The 22,303-nt window shown below is 64.4% G+C and carries 18 protein-coding genes; 6 read left to right on the plus strand and 12 right to left on the minus strand.

Going from position 1 to position 22,303, the window contains the following annotated elements; genetic code table 11:
* The first annotated feature begins 103 nt into the window (after nucleotides 1-103).
* From UB31_RS24520 to UB31_RS24530, 3 genes are all read left to right on the plus strand, one after another.
* On the plus strand, nucleotides 104-1,327 hold the full coding sequence (locus UB31_RS24520; protein ID WP_045012744.1) for a divergent polysaccharide deacetylase family protein: 1,224 nt from the start codon (nucleotides 104-106) through the stop codon (nucleotides 1,325-1,327).
* Nucleotides 1,328-1,393: 66 nt separating this feature from the next.
* A complete protein-coding gene (locus UB31_RS24525; RefSeq protein ID WP_045012745.1) occupies nucleotides 1,394-1,897 on the plus strand; it encodes an RNA pyrophosphohydrolase in 504 nt (167 codons plus the stop codon).
* Between the two features lie 63 nt (nucleotides 1,898-1,960).
* Nucleotides 1,961-2,461, plus strand: a complete 501-nt coding sequence (locus tag UB31_RS24530) for an RNA pyrophosphohydrolase (protein WP_045012972.1) — start codon at nucleotides 1,961-1,963, stop codon at nucleotides 2,459-2,461.
* Nucleotides 2,462-2,473: 12 nt separating this feature from the next.
* Here UB31_RS24530 and UB31_RS24535 read toward each other — a convergent pair whose 3' ends face one another.
* The 6 genes from UB31_RS24535 to UB31_RS24560 form a co-directional block, all read right to left on the minus strand.
* A complete protein-coding gene (locus UB31_RS24535; protein ID WP_045012746.1) occupies nucleotides 2,474-4,111 on the minus strand; it encodes an adenylate/guanylate cyclase domain-containing protein in 1,638 nt (545 codons plus the stop codon).
* 147 nt (nucleotides 4,112-4,258) lie between these two features.
* The gene (locus UB31_RS24540) at nucleotides 4,259-4,666 is read right to left on the minus strand and encodes a F0F1 ATP synthase subunit epsilon (protein ID WP_045004351.1); all 408 of its coding nucleotides are present in this window, start codon (nucleotides 4,664-4,666) and stop codon (nucleotides 4,259-4,261) included.
* A 90-nt stretch (nucleotides 4,667-4,756) separates the two neighbouring features.
* Nucleotides 4,757-6,199, minus strand: coding sequence for a F0F1 ATP synthase subunit beta (atpD, locus tag UB31_RS24545; protein WP_045004352.1), 1,443 nt, complete (start codon nucleotides 6,197-6,199; stop codon nucleotides 4,757-4,759).
* A 70-nt stretch (nucleotides 6,200-6,269) separates the two neighbouring features.
* A complete protein-coding gene (locus tag UB31_RS24550; protein ID WP_045004353.1) occupies nucleotides 6,270-7,145 on the minus strand; it encodes a F0F1 ATP synthase subunit gamma in 876 nt (291 codons plus the stop codon).
* 146 nt (nucleotides 7,146-7,291) lie between these two features.
* Nucleotides 7,292-8,821, minus strand: coding sequence for a F0F1 ATP synthase subunit alpha (gene atpA, locus UB31_RS24555; RefSeq protein WP_045004354.1), 1,530 nt, complete (start codon nucleotides 8,819-8,821; stop codon nucleotides 7,292-7,294).
* Entirely contained in the window at nucleotides 8,821-9,381 is a 561-nt protein-coding gene (locus UB31_RS24560) for a F0F1 ATP synthase subunit delta (RefSeq protein WP_045004356.1), read from the minus strand. The genes atpA and UB31_RS24560 overlap by 1 nt, the downstream gene beginning before the upstream one ends.
* A gap of 649 nt (nucleotides 9,382-10,030) precedes the next feature.
* On the opposite strand from UB31_RS24560, the gene UB31_RS24565 reads away from it, so the two are divergent.
* A complete protein-coding gene (locus UB31_RS24565; RefSeq protein WP_045012747.1) occupies nucleotides 10,031-10,537 on the plus strand; it encodes a septal ring lytic transglycosylase RlpA family protein in 507 nt (168 codons plus the stop codon).
* Between the two features lie 253 nt (nucleotides 10,538-10,790).
* Here the strand turns inward: UB31_RS24565 and UB31_RS24570 are convergent, their stop codons facing one another.
* The gene (locus UB31_RS24570; protein WP_045012748.1) at nucleotides 10,791-13,001 is read right to left on the minus strand and encodes a primosomal protein N'; all 2,211 of its coding nucleotides are present in this window, start codon (nucleotides 12,999-13,001) and stop codon (nucleotides 10,791-10,793) included.
* A gap of 125 nt (nucleotides 13,002-13,126) precedes the next feature.
* On the opposite strand from UB31_RS24570, the gene UB31_RS24575 reads away from it, so the two are divergent.
* Nucleotides 13,127-14,092, plus strand: coding sequence for a tyrosine recombinase XerC (locus UB31_RS24575; protein ID WP_045012749.1), 966 nt, complete (start codon nucleotides 13,127-13,129; stop codon nucleotides 14,090-14,092).
* Between the two features lie 83 nt (nucleotides 14,093-14,175).
* Nucleotides 14,176-14,763 carry a DUF4337 domain-containing protein gene (locus UB31_RS24580; RefSeq protein WP_045004366.1) on the plus strand — a complete coding sequence of 196 codons (588 nt, stop codon included), beginning with the start codon at nucleotides 14,176-14,178 and terminating at the stop codon, nucleotides 14,761-14,763.
* A gap of 167 nt (nucleotides 14,764-14,930) precedes the next feature.
* On the opposite strand, the gene UB31_RS24585 is transcribed toward UB31_RS24580, so the two are convergent.
* The 5 genes from UB31_RS24585 to UB31_RS24605 form a co-directional block, all read right to left on the minus strand.
* Nucleotides 14,931-15,461 carry a hypothetical protein gene (locus UB31_RS24585; RefSeq protein ID WP_045004368.1) on the minus strand — a complete coding sequence of 177 codons (531 nt, stop codon included), beginning with the start codon at nucleotides 15,459-15,461 and terminating at the stop codon, nucleotides 14,931-14,933.
* Between the two features lie 34 nt (nucleotides 15,462-15,495).
* Nucleotides 15,496-16,896 (minus strand): dihydrolipoyl dehydrogenase, encoded by a 1,401-nt coding sequence (gene lpdA / locus UB31_RS24590; RefSeq protein WP_045012750.1) that lies wholly within the window; start codon nucleotides 16,894-16,896, stop codon nucleotides 15,496-15,498.
* A 56-nt stretch (nucleotides 16,897-16,952) separates the two neighbouring features.
* The gene (locus UB31_RS24595; RefSeq protein ID WP_045012973.1) at nucleotides 16,953-17,702 is read right to left on the minus strand and encodes an SDR family oxidoreductase; all 750 of its coding nucleotides are present in this window, start codon (nucleotides 17,700-17,702) and stop codon (nucleotides 16,953-16,955) included.
* A 67-nt stretch (nucleotides 17,703-17,769) separates the two neighbouring features.
* A complete protein-coding gene (gene odhB, locus UB31_RS24600) occupies nucleotides 17,770-19,020 on the minus strand; it encodes a 2-oxoglutarate dehydrogenase complex dihydrolipoyllysine-residue succinyltransferase (RefSeq protein ID WP_045012974.1) in 1,251 nt (416 codons plus the stop codon).
* A gap of 180 nt (nucleotides 19,021-19,200) precedes the next feature.
* The gene (locus UB31_RS24605) at nucleotides 19,201-22,170 is read right to left on the minus strand and encodes a 2-oxoglutarate dehydrogenase E1 component (RefSeq protein ID WP_045012751.1); all 2,970 of its coding nucleotides are present in this window, start codon (nucleotides 22,168-22,170) and stop codon (nucleotides 19,201-19,203) included.
* Between the last annotated feature and the right edge of the window lie 133 nt (nucleotides 22,171-22,303).

Consider the following 22,303-nt stretch of genomic DNA (forward strand, 5'->3'; position numbering starts at 1 on the left):
CCCTTTTTGCTTGGAACTTCCGCGTCGCGCCCCCGGCCTATCCCGGCCTGCCGCCGCTTGACCCCGGCGTGGTATCGTCGGCACCAGTGATTCGGGATCGCGCATGACTGAAACGGCCGATGATCTGAGCGCCCCGCTCGGACAGGAGAAGCCGCGCCGGAAACGGCGGCTGCGGCTGCCGTTCACGGCCATGCAGGCACTCGCCATCCTGCTCGGCCTGTTCCTGGTCGCCTTTGCCGGCTTTGCCATATTCAACAAGGATCCGCTCGGCGGCGAACCGATGACGCGGATCGCGATCCGCGACTCGAAAGCCACCGACGAGAAGCCCGCCGCCGAGGCGGCCGCCGCCGGCCATGGGCAAGAGAGCAAGCACGAGACCAAGGAGGCGCCGAAGCCGGCCGCTTCAGGCGAGAACAAGACCGTCACCATGATCGACGGCTCCACCGGCGCACGCCGCGACGTGGTGATCGGCGGTGGCGACGCCGCTGACAAGGGCGAGGCAGCTTCCGCTGCGCCGGCCGTCATGGCCGGGATCGACCCCAAACTGCTGGAGAAATCGCGCTACGGCATGATCCCGGTGGTTGCCGGAGATCTGAAGCCGTTCAACGTCTACGCGGCCGATGCCGACCGCGCCAAGGCCGCCAAAATGCCGGTGGTCGCGATCGTGATCGGCGGCCTCGGCGTTGGCGCCGCCAAGACCACCGACGCAATCATGAAGCTGCCGGCGGCGGTGACGCTGGCCTTCACGCCTTATGGATCAGATCCTGGAAAACTTGCCGAGCGGGCCCGCGCCCAGCGCCACGAGATCTTCCTTCAGATTCCGATGGAGCCCTACGACTTCCCGGACAATGATCCGGGGCCGCAGACGCTGCTGACCTCGCTGAGCGTCGACCAGAACACCGACCGGCTGTACTGGCACCTGAGCCGGATGCAGGGCTATGCCGGCATCACCAATTTCATGGGCGCCCGCTTTGTGGCGACGGACGCGGCGATGCAGCCGATCATCCGCGAGGCCTCCAAGCGCGGGCTCGGCTTCTTCGACGACGGTTCCTCGCCCCGCAGCATCGCGCCGCAGGCCGCGGGTAGCCTGGCGGTCCCGTTCGGGAAGGGCGACATCGCCATCGACGCGGTGCCGACCCCGGCTGAGATCGACCGTGCCCTGAACAAGCTGGAATCGACAGCGCGGGAACGCGGCGTCGCCATCGGCACCGCCTCCGCCCTCCCGGTCTCGATCGAGCGGCTCGGCGCCTGGACCAAGACATTGAGCGACCGGGGTATCCTTTTGGTGCCATTGACAACCGCGATGCTGAAATCAAAATCCAGCTAAATCAACGAATTGGTACGGCAGGGGTCCTCGACATGCCTGCCGGCAGTACGCGAGAGGTCTGGCGGAATGGCGCGTTATGAGGATCTGCCCTACCGAACCTGCGTCGGAGTGATGCTGATCAACAATAAGGGCCTGGTGTTCATCGGCCGCCGCGCCGGCGGCATCGAGCATGTCGACGAAACCCATGTCTGGCAGATGCCGCAAGGCGGCGTCGATCCCGGCGAGAATACTTGGGACGCCGCCAGGCGCGAGCTCTATGAGGAGACCAGCGTGCGCTCGGTCGAGCGGCTCGGCGAGGTCCCGGACTGGCTGATCTACGACATCCCGCGCACGGTCGCGGGACGCGCCTGGAAGGGACGTTATCGCGGCCAGCGTCAGAAATGGTTCGCGGTCCGCTTCACCGGCAAGGACAGCGAGATCAACGTCGAAAACCCCGGTGGTGGCCACAAGGCCGAGTTCGTTAGCTGGCGCTGGGAGCCGATGAAGAACCTGACCGAGCTGATCATTCCCTTCAAGCGCCCGGTCTATGAGCGCGTGGTGAAGGAATTCTCCGCGCTGGCGGAAGAATAGTCCTTATTGTCGTCCCGGTTCGATGCGCAGCATCGAGCCGGAATGACGACGAAAGATGCACGAGTGACTGATCAAAAACCCTACCGTCCCAATGTCGGGATCGCGCTGTTCAACGCCGATGGCCGCGTGCTGATCGGGCACCGCTTCAAGGGTGACGGCCCCGAGATCATCCTGCCGGGCCTCGACTGGCAGATGCCGCAAGGCGGCGTCGACGAGGGCGAGAACCTGCGCGATGCCGCGATACGCGAGCTCTGGGAAGAGACCAGCGTGAAGAGCGCAACCTATCTCGGCGAGACCGACTGGCTGACCTACGAGTTTCCGCCTTACGATGGGCCACAGACGCACCGGCTGGCGAAGTTTCGCGGCCAGCGCCAGAAATGGTTCGCGTTGCGCTTCACCGGCCGCGACGAGGAGATCGATCCGCTCACACCGCGCAACGATCAGCCTGCGGAGTTCGACGCGTGGCGCTGGGAGCGCCTCGACCGTGTCGCCGATCTCGTGGTGCCGTTCAGGCGCGAGGTGTATCGCGCCGTGGCGACGCAGTTTGCGGTGTTTGCTGCTTAGGCCGAAGCAAGTTTAATTCGTCGGTCCCACCGTAAACGGGCCGATCGCGATCACGTGGCAGTCGCTGTCGTGCTTGACGCAATCGGCGAGGGCCGTGTTGACGGCGGTCTGCTCGTCCGCGGCTTTCAGGCCGAGACCCGGGCGACCAGCGCTGCCGACAGCGACGGCGTTCCAGCCCATGCCCTCGCCAAGCTTGCGCACGACATCGTCGCGCGCATCGGCCACGATCGAGGAATTGCTCGCGGCGTGGAAGAAGCCGGTGACCCTGAGCAGGGTTGGGATCGGCACGACGAAGACATCGTCGACCGCGACGATCATGCAGGCCACGCCTGCGATCGCGCCGCAAGATTCCAGCGAACGCCGCGTCGTCTCGTCGACCGACGATGCCCCCAGCACCATGAAATATTGTCCGCCGGGACCGAGTGCGATCGAGCGCGATTTCGCCGCCGGAACATACATGTTCTCGACGCGGACTTTCGCCTGGTCGCGCAGCATCGGAAAGTCCTTCGTCACGAAGGCGCGCTCGGTCATGGTGTCGTGCCGAACCCAGGGCTTCGGCGGCATCGGCGGCCCGCCATGCGTGTAGACGACATTGTTGCCGACCGCATAGAGCTCGCAGCGCCGCGGCGATTGCGCGGCATCCGCGCGCTTCTGGCACTGGTCGAGCGCGGCATTGCGCGCGGCCTCCTCGTTTGGCTGATTGAGCGCGGAGCCGGAAAAGCCGCCAATGTTCAGGGCGAAGGCCTTGTAGTCGCCGGCGGCGGAATATTCGTTGGCCAGATAGCTACGCAGGCGCTCGCCGATGAACGGCACGGCGTCCGCGGGGAGTTTGCCGCTTGATGCGGTCGGCGGCGACGGCATCGGCGCCGGCGTGGCCGCAGCATTTTGCGTCGGCATGGGCATCGGCGACTTCGCGGCCATGGTGGGCGTCGGGCTCGGTGTTACCGTCGAGCTCGGCGCTGTCGCGGCGGCCGTCGACGGTCCCGTCGCGGTCTCGAGCTTGGTGAAATAGAGGAAACCGCCGACGCCGATGGCGACGACGGAGACCACGCCGACCACCAGCGGCCACATCCAGTTCGGCGCGGAGCCTGCCTTCGCGACCTTCTTCACCTTGGGCGTGGAGTAAGTACCGTCTTCGCGCCGCATCGCCACCATGTAGGCGTGCACCGGCGTCGGGATATTCTTGACCTCCTGCGCGCCGATATCGGCGAACTGCACCGACAGCTTGTTGGCGACCTGCTCGTGCACGGCACGGGAGACGCAGATGCCGCCGACCTCGGCAAGGCCCTCCAGTCGCGCCGCAATGTTGACGCCGTCGCCGAGAAGATCACCGTCGCGCTCGACCACGTCACCGATGGTGATGCCGATGCGGAACGACATCTGCCGGCTCGGCGGATAGGCCATGTTGCGGGTTCGCAAGCTTTCCTGGATGTCGATCGCGCAGCGCACCGCATCCACGGCGCTCGGAAATTCCGCGAGCACGGCATCGCCGGCGGTATTGAAGATACGGCCGTTTGCCTTGGCGATGAAATCGTCGATGAATTCACGGTAGGAGGCCAGACGCCGCAGCGTCTCTTCCTCGTCTTCCGCGACCAGCCTTGAGTAACCGGCAATATCGGCTGCGAAAATCGCCGCGATCTTGCGTTTCATCTGCTACCCGCCCCGGAACAAAGCTCGCGCGCAGAATGCCGCTATCGGCGGCGCGGTGCAACAAAGTTTCAGCGCCCGTCACGATCGTGACGAGCGCTGAACTTATTCGGGAAATTTCGATCGAGCCCCGGAGCGGTACCCCGGGGCTTAATGCATAGCCGTCGAGTTGAGCTGCTGCTGGATGCTCTTGAAGTGGTCGAGCCGCTCGATGGCCTGATCGAGCTCGCTGCCCTCGTGCTCCTTGAGGCTCTCTTCCATGTCCGAGATGGTCTCGGCGAACTTGGCACGATCGAGCTCGGTCAGCGACGTCGCGACGTCGGCGAGCACGGTCAGGCCCTTCTCGGAGACTTCGGCGAGGCCGCCGAGCACGATGATCTTCTCGTGCTTGCCGCCGGTGGTGATGGTGAGAATGCCGGGGCGGATCGCAGCCACGACCGGCGCATGACCCGCCAGCACGCCGAAATCACCCTCGACGCCGGGGACGTCGACCTGATCGACCTCGCCCGAGAATGCGAGCTTTTCCGGAGAGACGAGATCGAAGTGGAAGGAGGCCATGGAGAACGCCTTGCGAATGGTGAGGTGCGAATTGCGAAGTGTGAAAACAGGGAGCAGCTATCCGCCACTCCCTATTCGCTATTCGCCAGCTTAGGCGGCCTCAGCCGCCAGCTTCTTGCCCTTCTCGATCGCCTCTTCGATGGTGCCGACCATGTAGAAGGCGGCTTCCGGCAAATGGTCATACTTGCCTTCGCAGAGGCCGCGGAAGCCCTTGATGGTGTCTGCGAGGTCGACGAACTTGCCGGGCGAGCCGGTGAAGATTTCGGCAACGTGGAACGGCTGCGACAGGAAGCGCTCGATCTTGCGGGCGCGGGCCACCGTCAGCTTGTCCTCTTCAGAAAGCTCGTCCATGCCGAGAATGGCGATGATGTCCTGCAGCGACTTGTAGCGCTGGAGCACCTGCTGGACCTGACGCGCGGTGTCGTAATGCTCCTGGCCGACGACGAGCGGCGAGAGCATGCGCGAGGTCGAATCGAGCGGGTCCACCGCCGGATAGATGCCCTTTTCCGAGATCGCGCGGTTCAACACCGTGGTCGCGTCCAAATGCGCGAACGAGGTCGCGGGCGCCGGGTCGGTCAAGTCGTCGGCCGGAACGTAGATGGCCTGCACCGAAGTGATCGAACCCTTCTGCGTGGTGGTGATGCGCTCCTGAAGCGCGCCCATGTCGGTGGCGAGCGTCGGCTGATAACCCACCGCCGAAGGAATACGACCCAACAGCGCCGACACTTCCGAGCCGGCCTGGGTGAAGCGGAAGATGTTGTCGACGAAGAACAGCACGTCCTGGCCCTGGTCGCGGAAGTGCTCGGCAACGGTCAGGCCGGTGAGGCCGACGCGGGCGCGGGCGCCAGGCGGCTCGTTCATCTGGCCGAACACCAGCGCGCATTTCGACTTCACACTCGGATCCGGATTGTGCGGATCGGCGTTGACCTTGGACTCGATGAACTCGTGATAGAGGTCGTTGCCCTCGCGGGTACGCTCGCCGACGCCGGCGAACACGGAATAACCGCCATGCGCCTTCGCGACGTTGTTGATCAGCTCCTGAATCAGCACGGTCTTGCCGACGCCGGCGCCGCCGAACAGGCCGATCTTGCCGCCCTTGGCGTAGGGCGCGAGCAAGTCGACGACCTTGATGCCGGTGACGAGAATTTCAGCTTCGGTCGACTGGTCGGTGTAGCTCGGCGCTTCCTGGTGGATGGCGCGCATGCCTTCGGACTGGATCGGGCCGGCTTCGTCGATCGGCTCGCCGATCACGTTCATGATGCGACCGAGCGTGCCAGCGCCCACCGGAACCGAGATCGGCTGGCCGGTGTCGGTCACTTCCTGGCCGCGCACCAGACCCTCGGTCACGTCCATCGCGATCGTACGCACGGTGGACTCACCGAGATGCTGCGCAACTTCCAGCACGAGGCGGATGCTGCCGTTCTTGGTTTCCAGCGAATTGAGAATGGCCGGCAAATGGCCCTCGAACTGAACGTCGACGACGGCGCCCATGACCTGGGTGACGCGACCGACCTGGTTAGCTGCTGTGGCCATGATTAGCTCTCCTTCGGAATTCTGTACTTGCGAAATTCTGGACTTGAACAACCGTCGTTTGCTTCGTGCGTCAGACCGCCTCGGCGCCGGAGATGATCTCGATCAGCTCCTTGGTGATCTGGGCTTGACGGGTTCGGTTGTAGATCTGGGTTTGCTTGCGGATCATTTCGCCGGCGTTGCGGGTGGCGTTATCCATGGAGCTCATCTGCGCACCGTAGAACGATGCGTTGTTTTCCAGCAGCGCGCGGAAGATCTGCACCGCGATATTCCGCGGCAACAGGCCGGAGAGGAGTTCGTCCTCCTCGGGCTCGTACTCGTATGAGGTCGCCGGACCGCTCGCGGCTTTTTCCTCGACGACCAGCGGGATGATCTGCTGGGCGGTGGGGATCTGCGCGATCACCGACTTGAACTGCGCGTAGAACAGCGTGCAGACGTCGAACTCGCCGGCGTCGAAACGAGCGAGCACCTTCTTGGCGATGTCCTCGGCGTTGACGAAGCCGAGCTGACGCACGCTGCGCAGGTCGAGATGTTCGACGATCTGCCTGTCGAACAAGCGGCGGAGCTGCTCATAGCCCTTGCGACCGACGCAGAAGAATTTCACTTCCTTGCCCTGCGCCATCAGCGCCTGGGCACGCTCGCGCGCCAGGCGCACGATCGAGGAGTTGAAAGCGCCGGACAGGCCGCGTTCGCCAGTGCAGACCAGAAGCAGGTGAACCTGATCCTTGCCGGTGCCAGCGAGCAGCGCCGGCGCACCGGGCGAGCCTGCGGCGGCGCCGGCGATATTGGAGATCACCGCGCTCATCTTGTCCGCATAGGGTCGCGCCGCCTCGGCCGCTTGCTGGGCACGGCGCAATCTGGACGCCGCAACCATCTGCATGGCCTTGGTGATCTTCTGCGTCGCCTTGGTGGAGGCGATGCGGACCCGCATGTCTTTAAGTGACGCCATTCTTCGTCCCCGACGGTTCGATCCCTTGCGGTCAAACCGCTAGCCTATCTCTATCGTCATGCCCGGGCTTGCCCCGGGCATCCAAATCTTCGACGTCCAGGCCTTCGTCATCCACGCGGTGAGGCGTGGATGGCCGGACGGCTCTCTTATGCGAAGCTCTTCGCGAAGCCTTCGACCACCGACTTCAGCTTGGCCGCGCTGTCGTCGGAGAGATCGCGGCTGTCGCGGATCGCGTTGAGGATCTCGACATTCTTGCCGCGCAGCAGCGAGAGCAGGCCGTCCTCGAACGCGCGCACCTTGCTGACCGGAAGCGGATCGAGATAGCCGTTGGTGCCGGCCCAGATCACGCAGACCTGCTCTTCCATCTTCAGCGGCGCGAACTGCGGCTGCTTCAGGAGCTCGGTGAGGCGCGAGCCGCGGTTGAGCAGGCGCTGGGTCGAGGCGTCGAGATCGGAGCCGAACTGCGCGAACGCCGCCATTTCGCGGTACTGCGCGAGCTCACCCTTGATCTTGCCGGCGACCTTCTTGGTGGCCTTGGTCTGCGCCGAGGAGCCGACGCGCGACACCGACAGACCAACGTTCACGGCGGGGCGAATGCCCTGGAAGAACAGGTCGGTTTCCAGGAAGATCTGACCGTCGGTGATCGAGATGACGTTGGTCGGAATGTAGGCCGACACGTCGTTGGCCTGGGTTTCGATGACCGGCAGCGCCGTCAGCGAGCCCGAGCCCTGGTCCTTGTTCAGCTTCGCCGCACGCTCGAGCAGGCGGGAATGCAGATAGAACACGTCGCCGGGATAGGCTTCGCGGCCCGGCGGGCGGCGCAGCAGCAGCGACATCTGGCGGTAGGCGACGGCCTGCTTGGACAAATCGTCATAGATGATGACGGCGTGCATGCCGTTGTCGCGGAAGTACTCGCCCATGGTGCAGCCGGTGAACGGCGCGATGTACTGCATCGGCGCCGGATCGGAGGCGGTCGCGGCAACGATGATCGAGTATTCGAGCGCGCCCTGCTCTTCCAGCACCTTCACGAACTGGGCGACGGTCGAACGCTTCTGGCCGATCGCGACGTAGACGCAATACAGCTTGATGTTCTCGTCGGTCTGCGCGTTGAGCGGCTTCTGGTTCAGGATGGTGTCGAGCGCGATCGCGGTCTTGCCGGTCTGACGGTCGCCGATGATCAGCTCGCGCTGGCCACGGCCGATCGGGATCAGGGCGTCGATCGCCTTGAGGCCTGTCGCCATCGGCTCGTTCACCGACTTGCGCGGAATGATGCCGGGCGCCTTGACGTCGACGCGCATACGCTTGTCGGCCTGGATCGGGCCCTTGCCGTCGATCGGGTTGCCGAGCGCGTCGACGACGCGGCCAAGCAGGCCCTTGCCGACCGGCGCGTCCACGATGGCGCGGGTGCGCTTGACGGTCTGGCCTTCCTTGATCTCACGGTCGCCACCGAAAATAACGATACCGACGTTGTCGGTTTCGAGGTTCAGCGCCATGCCGCGGGTGCCGTTCTCGAACTCGACCATTTCGCCGGCTTGGACGTTGTCCAGACCGTAGACGCGGGCGATACCGTCGCCGACGGACAGCACCTGTCCGACTTCGGAGACTTCAGCTTCCTGGCCGAAATTCTTGATCTGGTCCTTGAGGATCGCGGAAATTTCCGCGGCGCGGATGTCCATCAGCCTGCCTCTTTCATCGCGTGCTTGATCGAATTGAGTTTGGTGCGAAGCGAACTATCGATCATGCGGCTGCCAAGCTTGACCACGAGGCCACCGATGATCGAGGGATCGACCTTCACGTTGAGCGCGACGTCCTTGCCGGTTACCGACTTCAGGGCAACCTTGAGGGCATCGAGATTCTTGTCCGAAAGCGCCTCCGCGACGGTGACGTCTGCGGTCGCCTCGCCCTTGAACCTGGCAACGAGGGCGCGATAGGCGCGGATGACGTCAGCCACCACGAACAGACGGCGGTTGGCGGTCAGCACTTTCAGGAAATTAGCGGAGATGCCGGCGATACCGGCCTTGTCCAGCACGGCCGAAAGGGCCCTGGACTGGTCGGAGGCCGCGAACACCGGGCTGCGGACGAGGCGCTTCAGATCGGCGCTTTCGTTCAGCAACCCCTCGAACCTGTCGAGATCGGCTTTGACCTCATCGACCACTTTCTGGTCGCGGGCCAATTCAAACAAGGCCGTTGCATAACGGCCGGACACACCGGAAACGGAGGTATCTTCTGCAGCCACAGACGTGCTCTTTTAGCTGTCAAATTCGCAAGGGAAAAACCGTCGCCACGAAGCGGCGCCTAGCGATCCAAGCCCTTGGAATTCAAGCGGGACTTCGATTTTCGACCGGCACGGGAAGCGCCGGGATCGTTAAAATCGCGGCTTTGCTAACATAGCAGGCGCGCACGTGCAACATGACGCCAAATTAAAGGCACGACGTTCTGTCGCCAGTTCGTCGCACTCGGCGCCCCTTCCACGCTGACCTGCACGACGACCTGCCGCGCCACGGAATTGCCGCGAGCCTTAACGGCGGCAACCTGCCCATTCGTTCCTGCCCTCAGCGCATAGCGGCCATGAACACGGCTCGCAGAGCCGTGACTCGGAGCTCGTTCGCTTCACCCGCCGAATACTTACCCAATTCTAAACACTTCGAGAAAAGACTTAGTTTTACAGTACTCGCAAGTAATAGATCAGTTAACAAATCGTTAAAGTGAAAGATGACGGAGCATCGGCTGACTATCGGTGCGAGTAACAAGATGTTTCAGCCGCACACATAGCGGAATTACTGCCCAATTCATGCCTCATTGCCCAACGAAACGCCAACTCGCTCGCAACCTGATGGGGGCTCCACTGGCCACATATGTGGCAATACTAGCTTAGGGACCACTAAATGCTGTCTTTGAAGACGCTGGGCTTTGTGACCCGGCCGCGTACGGCGATCGCTTGTGTCGCTGCAACTCTCCTCGTTGGCGGAACTGCCACCGAAGCTTCCGCCAAATCCAGGCATCACCACCGGTACTCCCACCATCACCACCACCAGGCCCAGGACGATTCCAACGCGACCTCCGATTGGCGCAACGCCAATGCGTCGATGACGCCGTCGTCGGGCACGGGCCGCAGCTTCTCCGGCATGGCCTCCTATTACGGCAACGAGTCCGGCAGCCGGACTGCCTCCGGTCAGCGCTTCAACCAGAATGCCATGACTGCGGCGCACCGTTCGCTGCCGTTCGGCACCAAGCTGCGCGTCACTCATGGTGGCTCGAGCGTCATCGTCACCATCAATGACCGTGGCCCGTTCGTGCGCGGCCGTGTGCTCGACCTCTCCACGGGCGCTGCCCGCGCCATCGGCCTCACCGGCGCCGGCGTCGGCCGCGTCACCGCGGAAGTCGTCTCCTAACGACACGCGACGCGCCTCAAGCACTGGTCTCGTCATCGTCCGTGGGGACGTGTGAGCGGCCGGATCAGCGCAGGTGAAACAAGCCCGCCGTCTTGGGGGACGGCGGGCTTTTTGTTGGCTCCGTCATTGCGAGCCCCGATTCGTAGCCCGGATGGAGCACAGCGAAATCCGGGGTCTTCGTATGCGGATCGACCTGTCCCGGATTGCGCTTCGCTCCATCCGGGCTACAGGCGCATCATTGCGAGCGCTGCCCTTACAAAAAGCTCTGCGGATCGACGTCCACCTCTAACTTCTGATTGCCTTTCGGCTTCGGGCAGACCGCGAGCCAGTTGCGCAAATAGTCCGAGAGATCGAAACCGCGCGCCGACTTCAGGAGGATGCGGAAGCGGTAGCGGCCCTTGATCACGGCGAGCGGGGCTTCCGCCGGGCCCAGCACCACCACGCGCTCGTCGCGTGGCGCGAGCGCAACGAGGCGGCGGCCAAAACCTTCCGCGCTTGGCCGATCGCCTGCGGAGATGATCAGGCTCGCGAGCCGGCCGAACGGCGGATAGAGCGTGCGCTCGCGCAGATCGATCTCGCTGTCGTAGAAGGCCTCGCGGTCGCAGGCGATCAGCGCCTTCATCACGGGATGGTCGGGCTGGTGGGTCTGGAGATAGCCGACGCCGCGGCCCTGCTCGCGCCCGGCGCGGCCGATCACCTGGTTGAGCAATTGCCAGGTGCGTTCCGAGGCGCGCGGATCGCCATTGCTGAGGCCCAGATCGGCATCGACCACGCCGACCAGATTGAGCCTCGGGAAATTGTGGCCCTTGGCCACGAGCTGCGTGCCGATGATGATGTCGACGCGGCCTTCGGCAATGTCGTTCAGCTCGCTGCGCATCGTCTCGATCGAGGTGATGAGATCGCTCGACAGCACCATGGTGCGGGCTTCCGGGAACAGCGCAGCTGCCTCTTCCTGTAGCCGCTCGACGCCGGGGCCGACCGCGACCAGCGATTCCTCAGCCGAGCAGTGCGGGCAGGTCTGCGGGCGCGGCATCGAGAAGCCGCAATGGTGACAGACCAGCCGCTGACGGAAGCGGTGATCGACCAGCCAGGCATCGCAGATGGTGCAGGCGAAGCGATGGCCGCAGGCGCGGCACAGCGTCAGCGGCGCATAGCCGCGGCGATTGAGAAACAACAGCGCCTGCTCGCGCCGCTCGATCGCGATCTTGATCTCGCCAGCCAGCCGCGGCGAGATGAAGCGGCCGCGCGCCGGCGGCTCGCGGCGCATGTCGATCGCCTCGATATGCGGCATGTGCTGGCCGCCGAAGCGCGACGGCAGCGCGATGCGCTGATAGCGGTTCTTGCGCGCATTGACCTCGGACTCGACCGAGGGCGTCGCCGACGCCAGCACGACCGGAATCTTTGCGATATGCGCGCGCACCACCGCCATGTCGCGGGCGTGATAATGCACGCCGTCATCCTGCTTGTAGGCCTGGTCGTGCTCTTCATCGACGACGATGAGCCCAAGATTGGCGTAGGGCAGGAACAGTGCCGAGCGCGCTCCGACCACGACCGGCGCGCTGCCGTCGGAGATCGCCGCCCAATTACGCGCGCGGGTGCGCGGCGTCAGCTCCGAATGCCATTCCAGCGGGCGTACTCCGAAGCGCTGCGCGAAGCGGTCGAGGAACTGGCCGGTCAGCGCGATCTCCGGCATCAGGATCAGCGTCTGCTTGCCGCGGCGGATGACCTCCGCAATCGCCTCGAAATAGACCTCGGTCTTGCCCGAGCCGGTGACGCCGTCGAGCAGCGCGACGTGGAAGGTGCCGTTGGCCGCGAGCGCGCGCATGGCATCGACGCCGGCGCGCTGGAGCGGCGAGAAATCCGGCCGGCTAAAATCCGGATCGGGCGCGGGTGGCCGCGGCGGCGGCGGCATCGGCTCGACCGTGAGCGTGCGTTCATCGACGAGGCCGTCGATCACACCGACCGACACGCCGGCGTCCTTGGCGGCCTCGGATTTGCCGTGCAACAGCCGGTCCGACAGCAGTTCGATCACGCGCTGCCGCGCCGGCGTCAGCCGCTTTGGCGGATCGCCGACCAGGCGCACGCCGGCGCGCACCCGCTCAGGGCCAAGGTTTTCGCCCATCCGCAGGCACATCCGCAGCACCATGCCACGCGGGCTCAGCGTGTAATTGGCGACCCAGTCGACGACCGCGCGCAGCTCGGGCTTCAGGGGCAGAAGATCGAGCTTCTCGTTGACCTCCTTGAGGCGATTATGCAGACGCGGATCCGGATTGGCGTTTTCCGCCCAGACCACGGCGATCACCTCGCGCGGACCGAGCGGCACACCGACGAGATCGCCCGCCTTCAGCTCCATGCCGCGCGGCACCTTGTAGGAATAGGTCTGGTCGAGCGCGACCGGCACCAGCACGTCGACCATTTGGGTCGCGTTGGCAGAGGCAGTGTGGCTACGCGACGAATGATCCATCAAGGGGGTCTTTGGGGCGGAGAATCGGAACCTGGGGCTTCAAGGCTAGCGCCACGCGCCGGCCTTAGCGAACAGTAAACGGGTGTGATGCGATATACTGTGCGGAATCACCACGTCCAGAGCGCATGAGCAAAGCGGCCGCCCCACACATCGAGCTCGCCAGCGCCGATCCATCGATCGCGCAGGAGATGGCGCGCTGGCTGTCGCATCTCGGCGCTGAGCGGCGGCTGTCGCCGAAGACGCTGGAGGCCTATGGCCGCGATCTCAGGCAGTGCCTCGATTTCCTCTGCGCCCATTGGGGCGAGCGCGTGACGCTGAAGCGCTTCGCCGCGCTCGAAGCCACTGACATCCGCGCCTTCATGGCGATGCGCCGCGCCGACGATATTGCCGGTCGCAGTTTGATGCGTGCGCTGGCGGGGCTGCGCTCGTTCGGCCGCTTCCTCGAACGCGAGGGCAAGGGCAAGGTCGGAGCGCTCTCGGCGATCCGCGCGCCGAAGGTAGCCAAGACCTTACCAAAACCGCTGCCGATGGCGTCGGCAAAGCGCCTTGCGGACGCCGACGAGCGCGCCGGCGAGGATCGCGAGACCTGGATTTTGGTGCGCGACGCCGCCGTGATGGCGCTCTTGTACGGATCGGGCCTGCGCATCTCCGAAGCGCTCGGCCTGAAGCGCCGCGAGGTGCCGCGGGCCGGCGAAGGCGACGTGCTGATCGTCACCGGCAAAGGCAACAAGACCCGCATGGTGCCGGTGCTGCAAAACGTGCTGGCGCTGGTCGACGAATATGTCGCGACCTGCCCGCATCCGCTGCCGCCGGAGGGCCCGATCTTCCTCGGTGCGCGCGGCGGCCCCCTGAGCCCGCGCATCATCCAGCTCGCGATGGAGCGGCTGCGCGGCGCGCTCGGCCTGCCCGACAGCGCCACGCCGCATGCGCTGCGGCATTCCTTCGCCACGCATCTGTTGTCGCGCGGCGGTGATCTGCGCGCGATCCAGGAATTGCTCGGCCATTCCTCGCTCTCGACCACACAGATCTACACCGGCATCGATTCCGAGCGGCTGCTGGAGGTTTATGCGAGCGCGCATCCGCGGCGCTGACACACTGACGTCATAACGTCCTTGCCTCTTGCGCAGGCCGCGCGGTTCGGTCAATCGTGGGGAATCGAGGCAGGAGGGACATCATGAGCGCACATGAAAGCATGGAGCATGCGGAGCATGCCGAGCACGCATCCGGCGAGAACAGGAAGATCGCGCTTCTGATCGCCGTGCTGGCGCTGTTCCTGGCGATTTCGGAAACGCTCGGCAAGGGCGCCCAGACCGAATCGATCAGCAAGAACGTCGAGGCCTCCAACCTCTGGGCCTTCTTCCAGGCCAAGAGCATCCGCCGCACGGTGGTGCAGACTGCGGCCGAGGGAGCCAAGCTGATCACCACGCCAGACGATGCCACCAAGGCCGCAGTGCAGAAGCAGATCGACGACTGGCAGAAAACCGCGGCGCGCTACCGCTCCGAGCCGGAGACCAAGGAAGGTACCGAACAGCTCGCCGAGAAGGCCAAGGACGCCGAGCATGAGCGCGACGAGGCGACCGCGAAGTATCACCACTTCGAACTTGCGTCCGCCGCCTTCCAGATCGGCATCGTGCTGGCGTCGGCGACCATCATCACCGGCATGGTCGCGCTTGCTTATATCAGCGGCCTGCTGACGCTGGCCGGCCTTGCGATGACCATACTCGGCGCGTGGTGGCCGCATCTGCTGCATCTGCACGGGTAGAACTTCGTACGAAGGCTGCAAACTCGTCCCACCAACTCAGCTGTCATGCCCCGGCTTGACCGGGGCATCCAGTACGCCGCGGCTTCTCCGTAACCAATTGACGTCTCTGGAATACTGGATCGCCCGGTCAAGCCGGGCGATGACGGCGAGTGTGTGGCAAACAGCGCTCAGCGCGCTTCGTGCACGCTCTTGCGAAAACGTTGGATCAGGCGGAGCGTGCGTGAGGACCAGCCTTCGCCGTTGCCGCGGACGATGTCCTTGATGCGCCGCTTGACCGGATCGACGATCTCGGCGGCCTTGCCGCGCAGCTTGAGCATCAGCTCATAGAGTCGCTCGAACCAGTGCATCTCCAGAAGCTTGTCGCGCGTCACATCAAACACGAAGGCCGTGACGCCGACGCCGAGCAACTTCGCGAACAGGATCGTGAACACCGCGCTGGTCCAGTATTCATGCGTGAGCAGCCACAGGCCGACCAGCTTGAGCGGAAATAGCGGGATGATCGGGACCGCGAACACGATCAGCGTCATGGCCGGCGACAGCGCATCGACGCGGTCCGACAGCCACTGCTTGAACCGGGCGAGCGGAATGATTGCGACAACCCGCGCGACGATCGGCTCGAGATGGTCCCACAGCCAGGCTTCGATCAGGAAGATGATCGCCAGCAGGACCCAGACCGGTTGAAGAAGGCGGCGCAGCATATGTTTCCCGCCCGATTCAGCGCTGGGCGCGTATCTACATATGGATGGCCCGCTTGCCGACTGCAAGCGCGGCTTCCTTGATGGCTTCCGAGCGGGTCGGATGCGCGTGGCAGGTGCGGGCGAGATCTTCCGCACTGCCGCCAAACTCCATGAGAACGCATGCTTCATGGATCATTTCCCCGGCTTCGCGGCCGATAATGTGCACGCCCAGCACGCGATCGGTTTTCGCATCTGCGAGAATCTTCACAAAGCCGTCAGTGGTCTGGTTGACCTTGGACCGGCCGTTGGCGGTAAAGGGAAACTTCCCGACAGTATAAGCCACACCCGCCTGCTTCAGTTCCTCCTCGGTCTTGCCGACGGAGGACACTTCCGGCGTGGTATACACGACACCTGGGATAACATCGTAGTTCACGTGGCCGGCCTGCCCTGCGATAATCTCCGCCACCGCGACGCCCTCATCCTCGGCCTTGTGCGCGAGCATGGGACCGGCGACGACGTCGCCGATGGCATAGACGCCCTTCAGGCTGGTGGCGAAATGCGGATCGATCTGCACCCGGCCGCGATTGTCCAGCGCAACGCCGGCCTCCTTCAGGCCGAGCCCGTCGGTGTAGGGCACGCGGCCGATGCAGACGAGCACGACGTCGGCTTCCAGCGTCTCGGCGGCGCCGCCGGCGGCGGGCTCGATCGTCGCCTTCAGCGTCTTGCCGGAGGTATCGACGGCGGTGACCTTGGCGCCGAGCTTGAACGCAAAGCCCTGCTTTTCCAGGATGCGCTGGAATTGCTTGGCGATCTCGCCGTCCATGCCGGGCAGGATGCGGTCCAAAAATTCGACGACGACAACTTCGGCGCCGAGACGATGCCAGACCGAGCCGAGCTCGAGACCGATCACGCCGGCGCCGACGATCAGCAGCTTGCCGGGGACCTTGTCCAGCGACAGCGCGCCGGTCGAGGACACGATGCGCGTCTCGTCGATCTCGATGCCCTTCAGCCGCGCGATGTCGGAGCCGGTGGCGATGACGATGCTCTTGGTCTCAACCACTTGCGACTTGCCGTCGGCGGAGACTTCCACCTTGCCGGTGCCGAGGATCTTGCCGGCGCCCTTGAGCACGTCGATCTTGTTCTTCTTCATCAGGAACTCGACGCCCTTGACGTTGCCGTCGATGCCCTGCTGCTTGAAGTTCATCATCGCCGGAAGCTCGAGCTTCGGCGCAGAAACGCTGACGCCCATCTTGGCGAAGGAGTGCGCGGCTTCCTCGAACATTTCGGACGCGTGCAGCAGCGCCTTTGAGGGCATGCAGCCGACGTTGAGGCAGGTGCCCCCGAGCGTGGAGTTCTTTTCCACCACAGCGACTTTCATGCCGAGCTGTGCTGCACGCACCGCGCAGACATAACCGCCCGGTCCGGTGCCGATGACGACGAGATCGTAGGAAGCCATGAGAGAAAGTCCCGTGAGTTAAGCGTTAGGAGAGGTGTCAGCGTCCGCGCGGCGCGTCAGCGTCCGCCGGACACATCGAGAATGGCTGAGGTGATGTAGGAGGCATCGTCCGACAGGAGCCAGACGATGGCGTTGGCGATTTCCTCCGCCGTGCCAACGCGCTTCATCGGCACCATATGGGCCAGACGATGGTGCCGATCGGGCTCGCCGCCGGAGGCGTGGATCTCGGTGTCGATCAGGCCGGGCCGGATGCCCGCGACGCGAATACCTTCGCCGGCAACCTCATAACCGAGGCCGATGGTAAAGGAATCGATCGCGCCCTTGGACGCCGCATAGTCGACATAGGTGTTCGGTGCGCCGAGCCTGGCAGCAACCGATGACAGATTGACGATGACGCCGCCCTTGCCGCCATGCTTGGTCGACATCCGCTTTACAGCTTCGCGCGCGCAGAGGATGGAGCCGGTGACGTTGACCGCCATCACGCGCTGGATGCGCTCGGCCGACATCTCGTCGACGCGCACGCCGCTCTGGCCGACGATGCCGCCATTGTTGACGAGCGCGCCGAGCGTGCCGAACTTGTCCGCCGCCTTGAACAGTTCGAGGATTTCGCTTTCCTCGGCGACATCGCATTTCACCGCGATGGCCTTGCCGTTGCTCGCCGCAATCTGGCTGACCACCTCGTCGGCGGCCGTCTTGTTGCTGGCATAGCCGACCACGACACGGAAGCCGCGCGCAGCCGCCGCAAGCGCAGTCGCCCGCCCGATGCCGCGGCTGCCGCCGGTGATGACAACGACTTTATCGGTCACGCGCGCCTCCAAGGTTCGACACACGCCGTCGCGCCAAAGAGCGACGGCGCTTGCAGAGCATCAGCGATCAGAGATCGAGCACCAGCCGCGCCGGATCTTCCAGGCTCTCCTTGACGCGAACCAGGAAGGTGACGGCTTCCTTGCCGTCGATGACGCGGTGATCGTAGGACAGCGCCAGATACATCATCGGGCGGACCTCGACCTTGCCGCCGATCGCCATCGGACGCTCCTGGATCTTGTGCATACCCAGGATGGCGGACTGCGGCGCGTTCAGGATCGGGGTCGACATCAGCGAGCCGTAGATGCCGCCATTGGTGATGGTGAAGGTGCCGCCCTGCATCTCGTCGATCTTGAGCTGGCCGTCACGGGCGCGGCGACCGAAATCGGCGATGCCCTTCTCGATGTCGGCGATCGACTTGTTGTCGCAGTCACGCACCACCGGCACGACGAGGCCCTTGTCGGTGCCGACGGCGACGCCGATGTGGTAGTAGTTCTTGTAGATCAGGTCGGTGCCGTCGATCTCGGCGTTGACGGCCGGGATATCCTTCAGACCCTGCACGACGGCCTTGGTGAAGAAGCCCATGAAGCCGAGCTTCGAGCCGTGCTTCTTCTCGAACGCATCCTTGTAGTGCGCGCGCAGCGCCATGACGTTGGTCATGTCGACCTCGTTGAAGGTCGTGAGCATCGCGGCCGTGTTCTGCACGTCCTTGAGGCGGCGCGCGATGGTCTGGCGCAAGCGGGTCATCTTGACGCGCTCTTCGCGGGCGGCGTCATCGGCCGGCGAGGCTGTGCGCACCTGCACGGCGGCGGCGGGCTGGTTGACCGGGGTCGGCGCGGAGGCCGCACGCTCGATCGCGGCGAGCATGTCGCCCTTGGTGACGCGGCCGTCCTTGCCGGAACCGGGAACGGTCGAGGCGTCGACGCCGGTCTCGGCGGACAGCTTGCGCACGGACGGGGCCAGAGGGGCGTCGGCCGGCGGCGCCTTCGGCGCGCTAGGAGCCGGCGCGGGAGCAGCGGCCACAGCAGCCGGAGCAGCAGCGGCAGGCTTGGCGGGCGCAGCAGCCGGCTTGGCAGCGCCTGCGGCGCCTTCCGTGATCTGGCCGAGCAGTGCACCGACCGCAACGGTCGTGCCATCAGCAGCGACGATCTCGCTCAGCGTGCCGGCGGACGGCGCCGGGACTTCGATGGTGACCTTGTCGGTCTCGAGCTCCACCAAGGGCTCGTCGACGGCGACGGAATCGCCGGCCTTCTTGAACCAGCGGCCGATGGTGGCCTCGGTGACGGATTCGCCGAGCGTCGGCACACGAATTTCAGTCATGGTCTTTTCCTTAAGGAGATCGCCAATGCGGTCGTGAATTTCATAAGTCATTGCCCGCCTTGTGCGCGCTTGCGCACCGGGGCGGGCAATCCAGTATGTCGTGACCTTCGTGATCAGAACGAACACCGCGGAATACTGGATGCCCCGCCGTCGCGGGGCATGACGAGGTGTAAAGACTTCTCAGCTCAATGCTTCGTCCAGGAACGCCTTCAACTGCGCCTGATGCTTCGACATCAGACCAGTGGCGGTCGCAGCGGAAGCGGCGCGGCCGACATAACGCGGACGCCGGCTCGCGCCGTTCACCTGGTTCAGCACCCATTCCAGATAGGGCTCGATGAAGTGCCACGCACCCATGTTGCGCGGCTCTTCCTGGCACCAGATCACTTCCGCCTTCTTGAAGCGCGACAACTCGGCCACCAGCGCCTTCAGCGGCACCGGATAGAGCTGCTCGACGCGCATCAGATAGATGTCGTCGATGCCACGCTTCTCGCGCTCCTCGTAGAGGTCGTAATAGACCTTGCCGGTGCAGAGCACGATGCGGCGGATCTTGTCGTCCGGAACGAGCTTGATCGCCTCGTTCGGCAGCATCTGGGCGTCATCATAGAGGATGCGGTGGAAGGTCGTTCCCTTGGCAAGCTCTTCGAGACGCGACACCGCCCGCTTGTGGCGCAGCAGCGACTTCGGCGTCATCAGGATCAGCGGCTTGCGGATCTCGCGGTGGAGCTGGCGGCGCAGCACGTGGAAGTAGTTCGCCGGCGTGGTCGGATAGACCACCTGCATGTTGTCTTCCGCGCACATCTGCAAATAGCGCTCGAGACGCGCCGAGGAGTGCTCCGGTCCCTGGCCCTCGTAGCCGTGCGGCAACAGGCAGACAAGACCGGACATGCGCAGCCATTTGCGTTCGCCCGAGGAGATGAACTGGTCGAACACGACCTGCGCACCGTTGGCGAAGTCGCCGAACTGCGCTTCCCACAGGGTCAGCGTGTTCGGCTCGGCGAGCGAGTAGCCGTATTCGAAGCCGAGCACGGCTTCTTCCGACAGCAGCGAGTTGATGACCTCGTAATGGCCCTGCTCGTTGCCGAGATGGTTATACGGAGTGTAACGGCTCTCGTCCTCCTGATCGATCAGGACCGAGTGGCGCTGCGAGAAGGTGCCGCGCTCGGAATCCTGGCCCGACAGGCGGACATGGTGGTTCTCGTTGAGCAGTGTGCAGAACGCCAGTGCCTCGCCAGTCGCCCAGTCGATGCCCGCGCCGGTGTCGATCGCCTTGGCGCGGTTGTCGAGGAAGCGCTGGATGGTGCGGTGAACGCGAAAACCGTCCGGCACCTTGGTGATCTTGCGGCCGATGTCCTTCAGCGCGGCGACGTCGACGCCGGTGACGCCACGACGGGCATCTTCTTCCTGGTCGGCGATCTTGAAACCGGCCCACTTGCCGTCGAGCCAGTCGGCCTTGTTCGGCTTGTAGGAGGTACCGGCCTCGAACTCCGCATCGAGCCGCGCGCGCCAGTCGGCCTTGGCCTTGTCGACCTCGCCCTCGGTCATCACGCCTTCGCTGATGAGGCGGCGGGCGTAGAGCTCGAGCGTCGTGGGATGAGCTGCGATCTTCTTGTACATCACCGGCTGGGTGAAAGCCGGCTCGTCGCCCTCGTTGTGGCCATGCCTGCGATAGCAGAACATGTCGATGACGACAGGCTTGTGGAACTTCTGCCGGAACTCGGTCGCGACCTTGGCCGCGAACACGACGGCTTCCGGATCGTCGCCGTTCACATGGAAGATCGGCGCGTCGATCATCTTCGCCACATCCGACGGATAGGGCGAGGAGCGCGAGTAACGCGGATAGGTGGTGAAGCCGATCTGGTTGTTGACGATGAAGTGCACGGAGCCGCCGGTGCGGTAGCCCTTCAGGTCCGACAGACCGAAGCATTCCGCGACCACGCCCTGGCCGGCGAACGCGGCGTCGCCGTGCATCAAGAGCGGCATCACCGAAATGCGCTGGTCCGGCGGATCGCCGTGCTGATCCTGCTTGGCGCGGACCTTCCCGAGCACCACGGGATCGACGATCTCGAGATGCGAGGGGTTCGCGGTCAGCGACAGATGGATGCGGTTGCCGTCGAACTCGCGGTCCGAGGACGCGCCGAGGTGATACTTGACGTCGCCGGAGCCTTCGACGGCGTCGGGGTTGGCCGAGCCGCCCTTGAACTCGTGGAACAGGGCGCGATGGGCCTTGCCCATCACCTGCGTCAGCACGTTGAGGCGGCCGCGATGCGGCATGCCGACCACGACTTCCTTCACGCCGAGATTGCCGCCGCGCTTGATGATCTGCTCGAGCGCAGGGATCAGCGATTCAGCGCCGTCGAGACCGAAGCGCTTGGTGCCGGTGAACTTGGTGTCGCAGAATTTTTCAAAGCCTTCGGCTTCGACCAGCTTCATCAGGATGGCGCGGCGGCCTTCACGGGTGAACGAGATTTCCTTGTCCAGCCCTTCGATGCGCTCCTGGATCCAGGCCTTCTGCGCAGCGTTGCTGATATGCATGAACTCGACGCCGAGCGTCTGGCAGTAGGTGCGCTCGCAAAGCGCGGTGATTTCACGCAAGCTGGCGTATTCGAGACCCAGCACGTGATCGAGGAAGATCTTGCGGTCGAAATCGGCTTCACTGAAACCGTAGGTGCGCGGGTCGAGCTCTTCGCGGTTGCGCGGGGCTTCGATGCCGAGCGGATCGAGCTTGGCGTGGAAGTGGCCGCGCATGCGATAGGAGCGGATCAGCATCAACGCACGGACCGAGTCGCGCGTCGCCTGGAGCACGTCGGCGGAGGAGATGGCGGAGCCCTTGTCGCCGCTCTTCGCTTGCGCCTTGGCGGCGATCTTGCTGCCGACCGCCTTCTCGACTTCCGCCCAATTGCCGTCGAGGGCAGAGGTCAGGTCGTCCTGTGGGGTCAGCGGCCAGTTGGCGCGTTCCCAGGACGGCCCCTGGGCGTTCTTGCGGACGTCGTCCGGCTGGTCCTTCAGGCTCTTGAAGAACTCCTGCCACTCGGCGTCGACCGAGGACGGGTCCTTCTCGTAGCGGGCGTAGATTTCGTCGATGTAGGTGGCGTTGGTGCCCTGCAAAAAGGAGGAGAGGGCAAAGGCTGCGTTCGCGTCTTGGCGAGACATACTTGAGTTCCTGGCGATTTCGGTTCGCGCATAACAAACGGCGCTGGCGCTGAGCTCCCCGGCAGAGGCTCATCGCGACAGGCACCATTTACCCTATTTGCTGCGAAATTTCGCCCGGAAAAGCACGAAGAAG

The sequence above is a fragment of the Bradyrhizobium sp. LTSP849 genome, assembly GCF_000938255.1.
Lineage (GTDB): Bacteria > Pseudomonadota > Alphaproteobacteria > Rhizobiales > Xanthobacteraceae > Bradyrhizobium.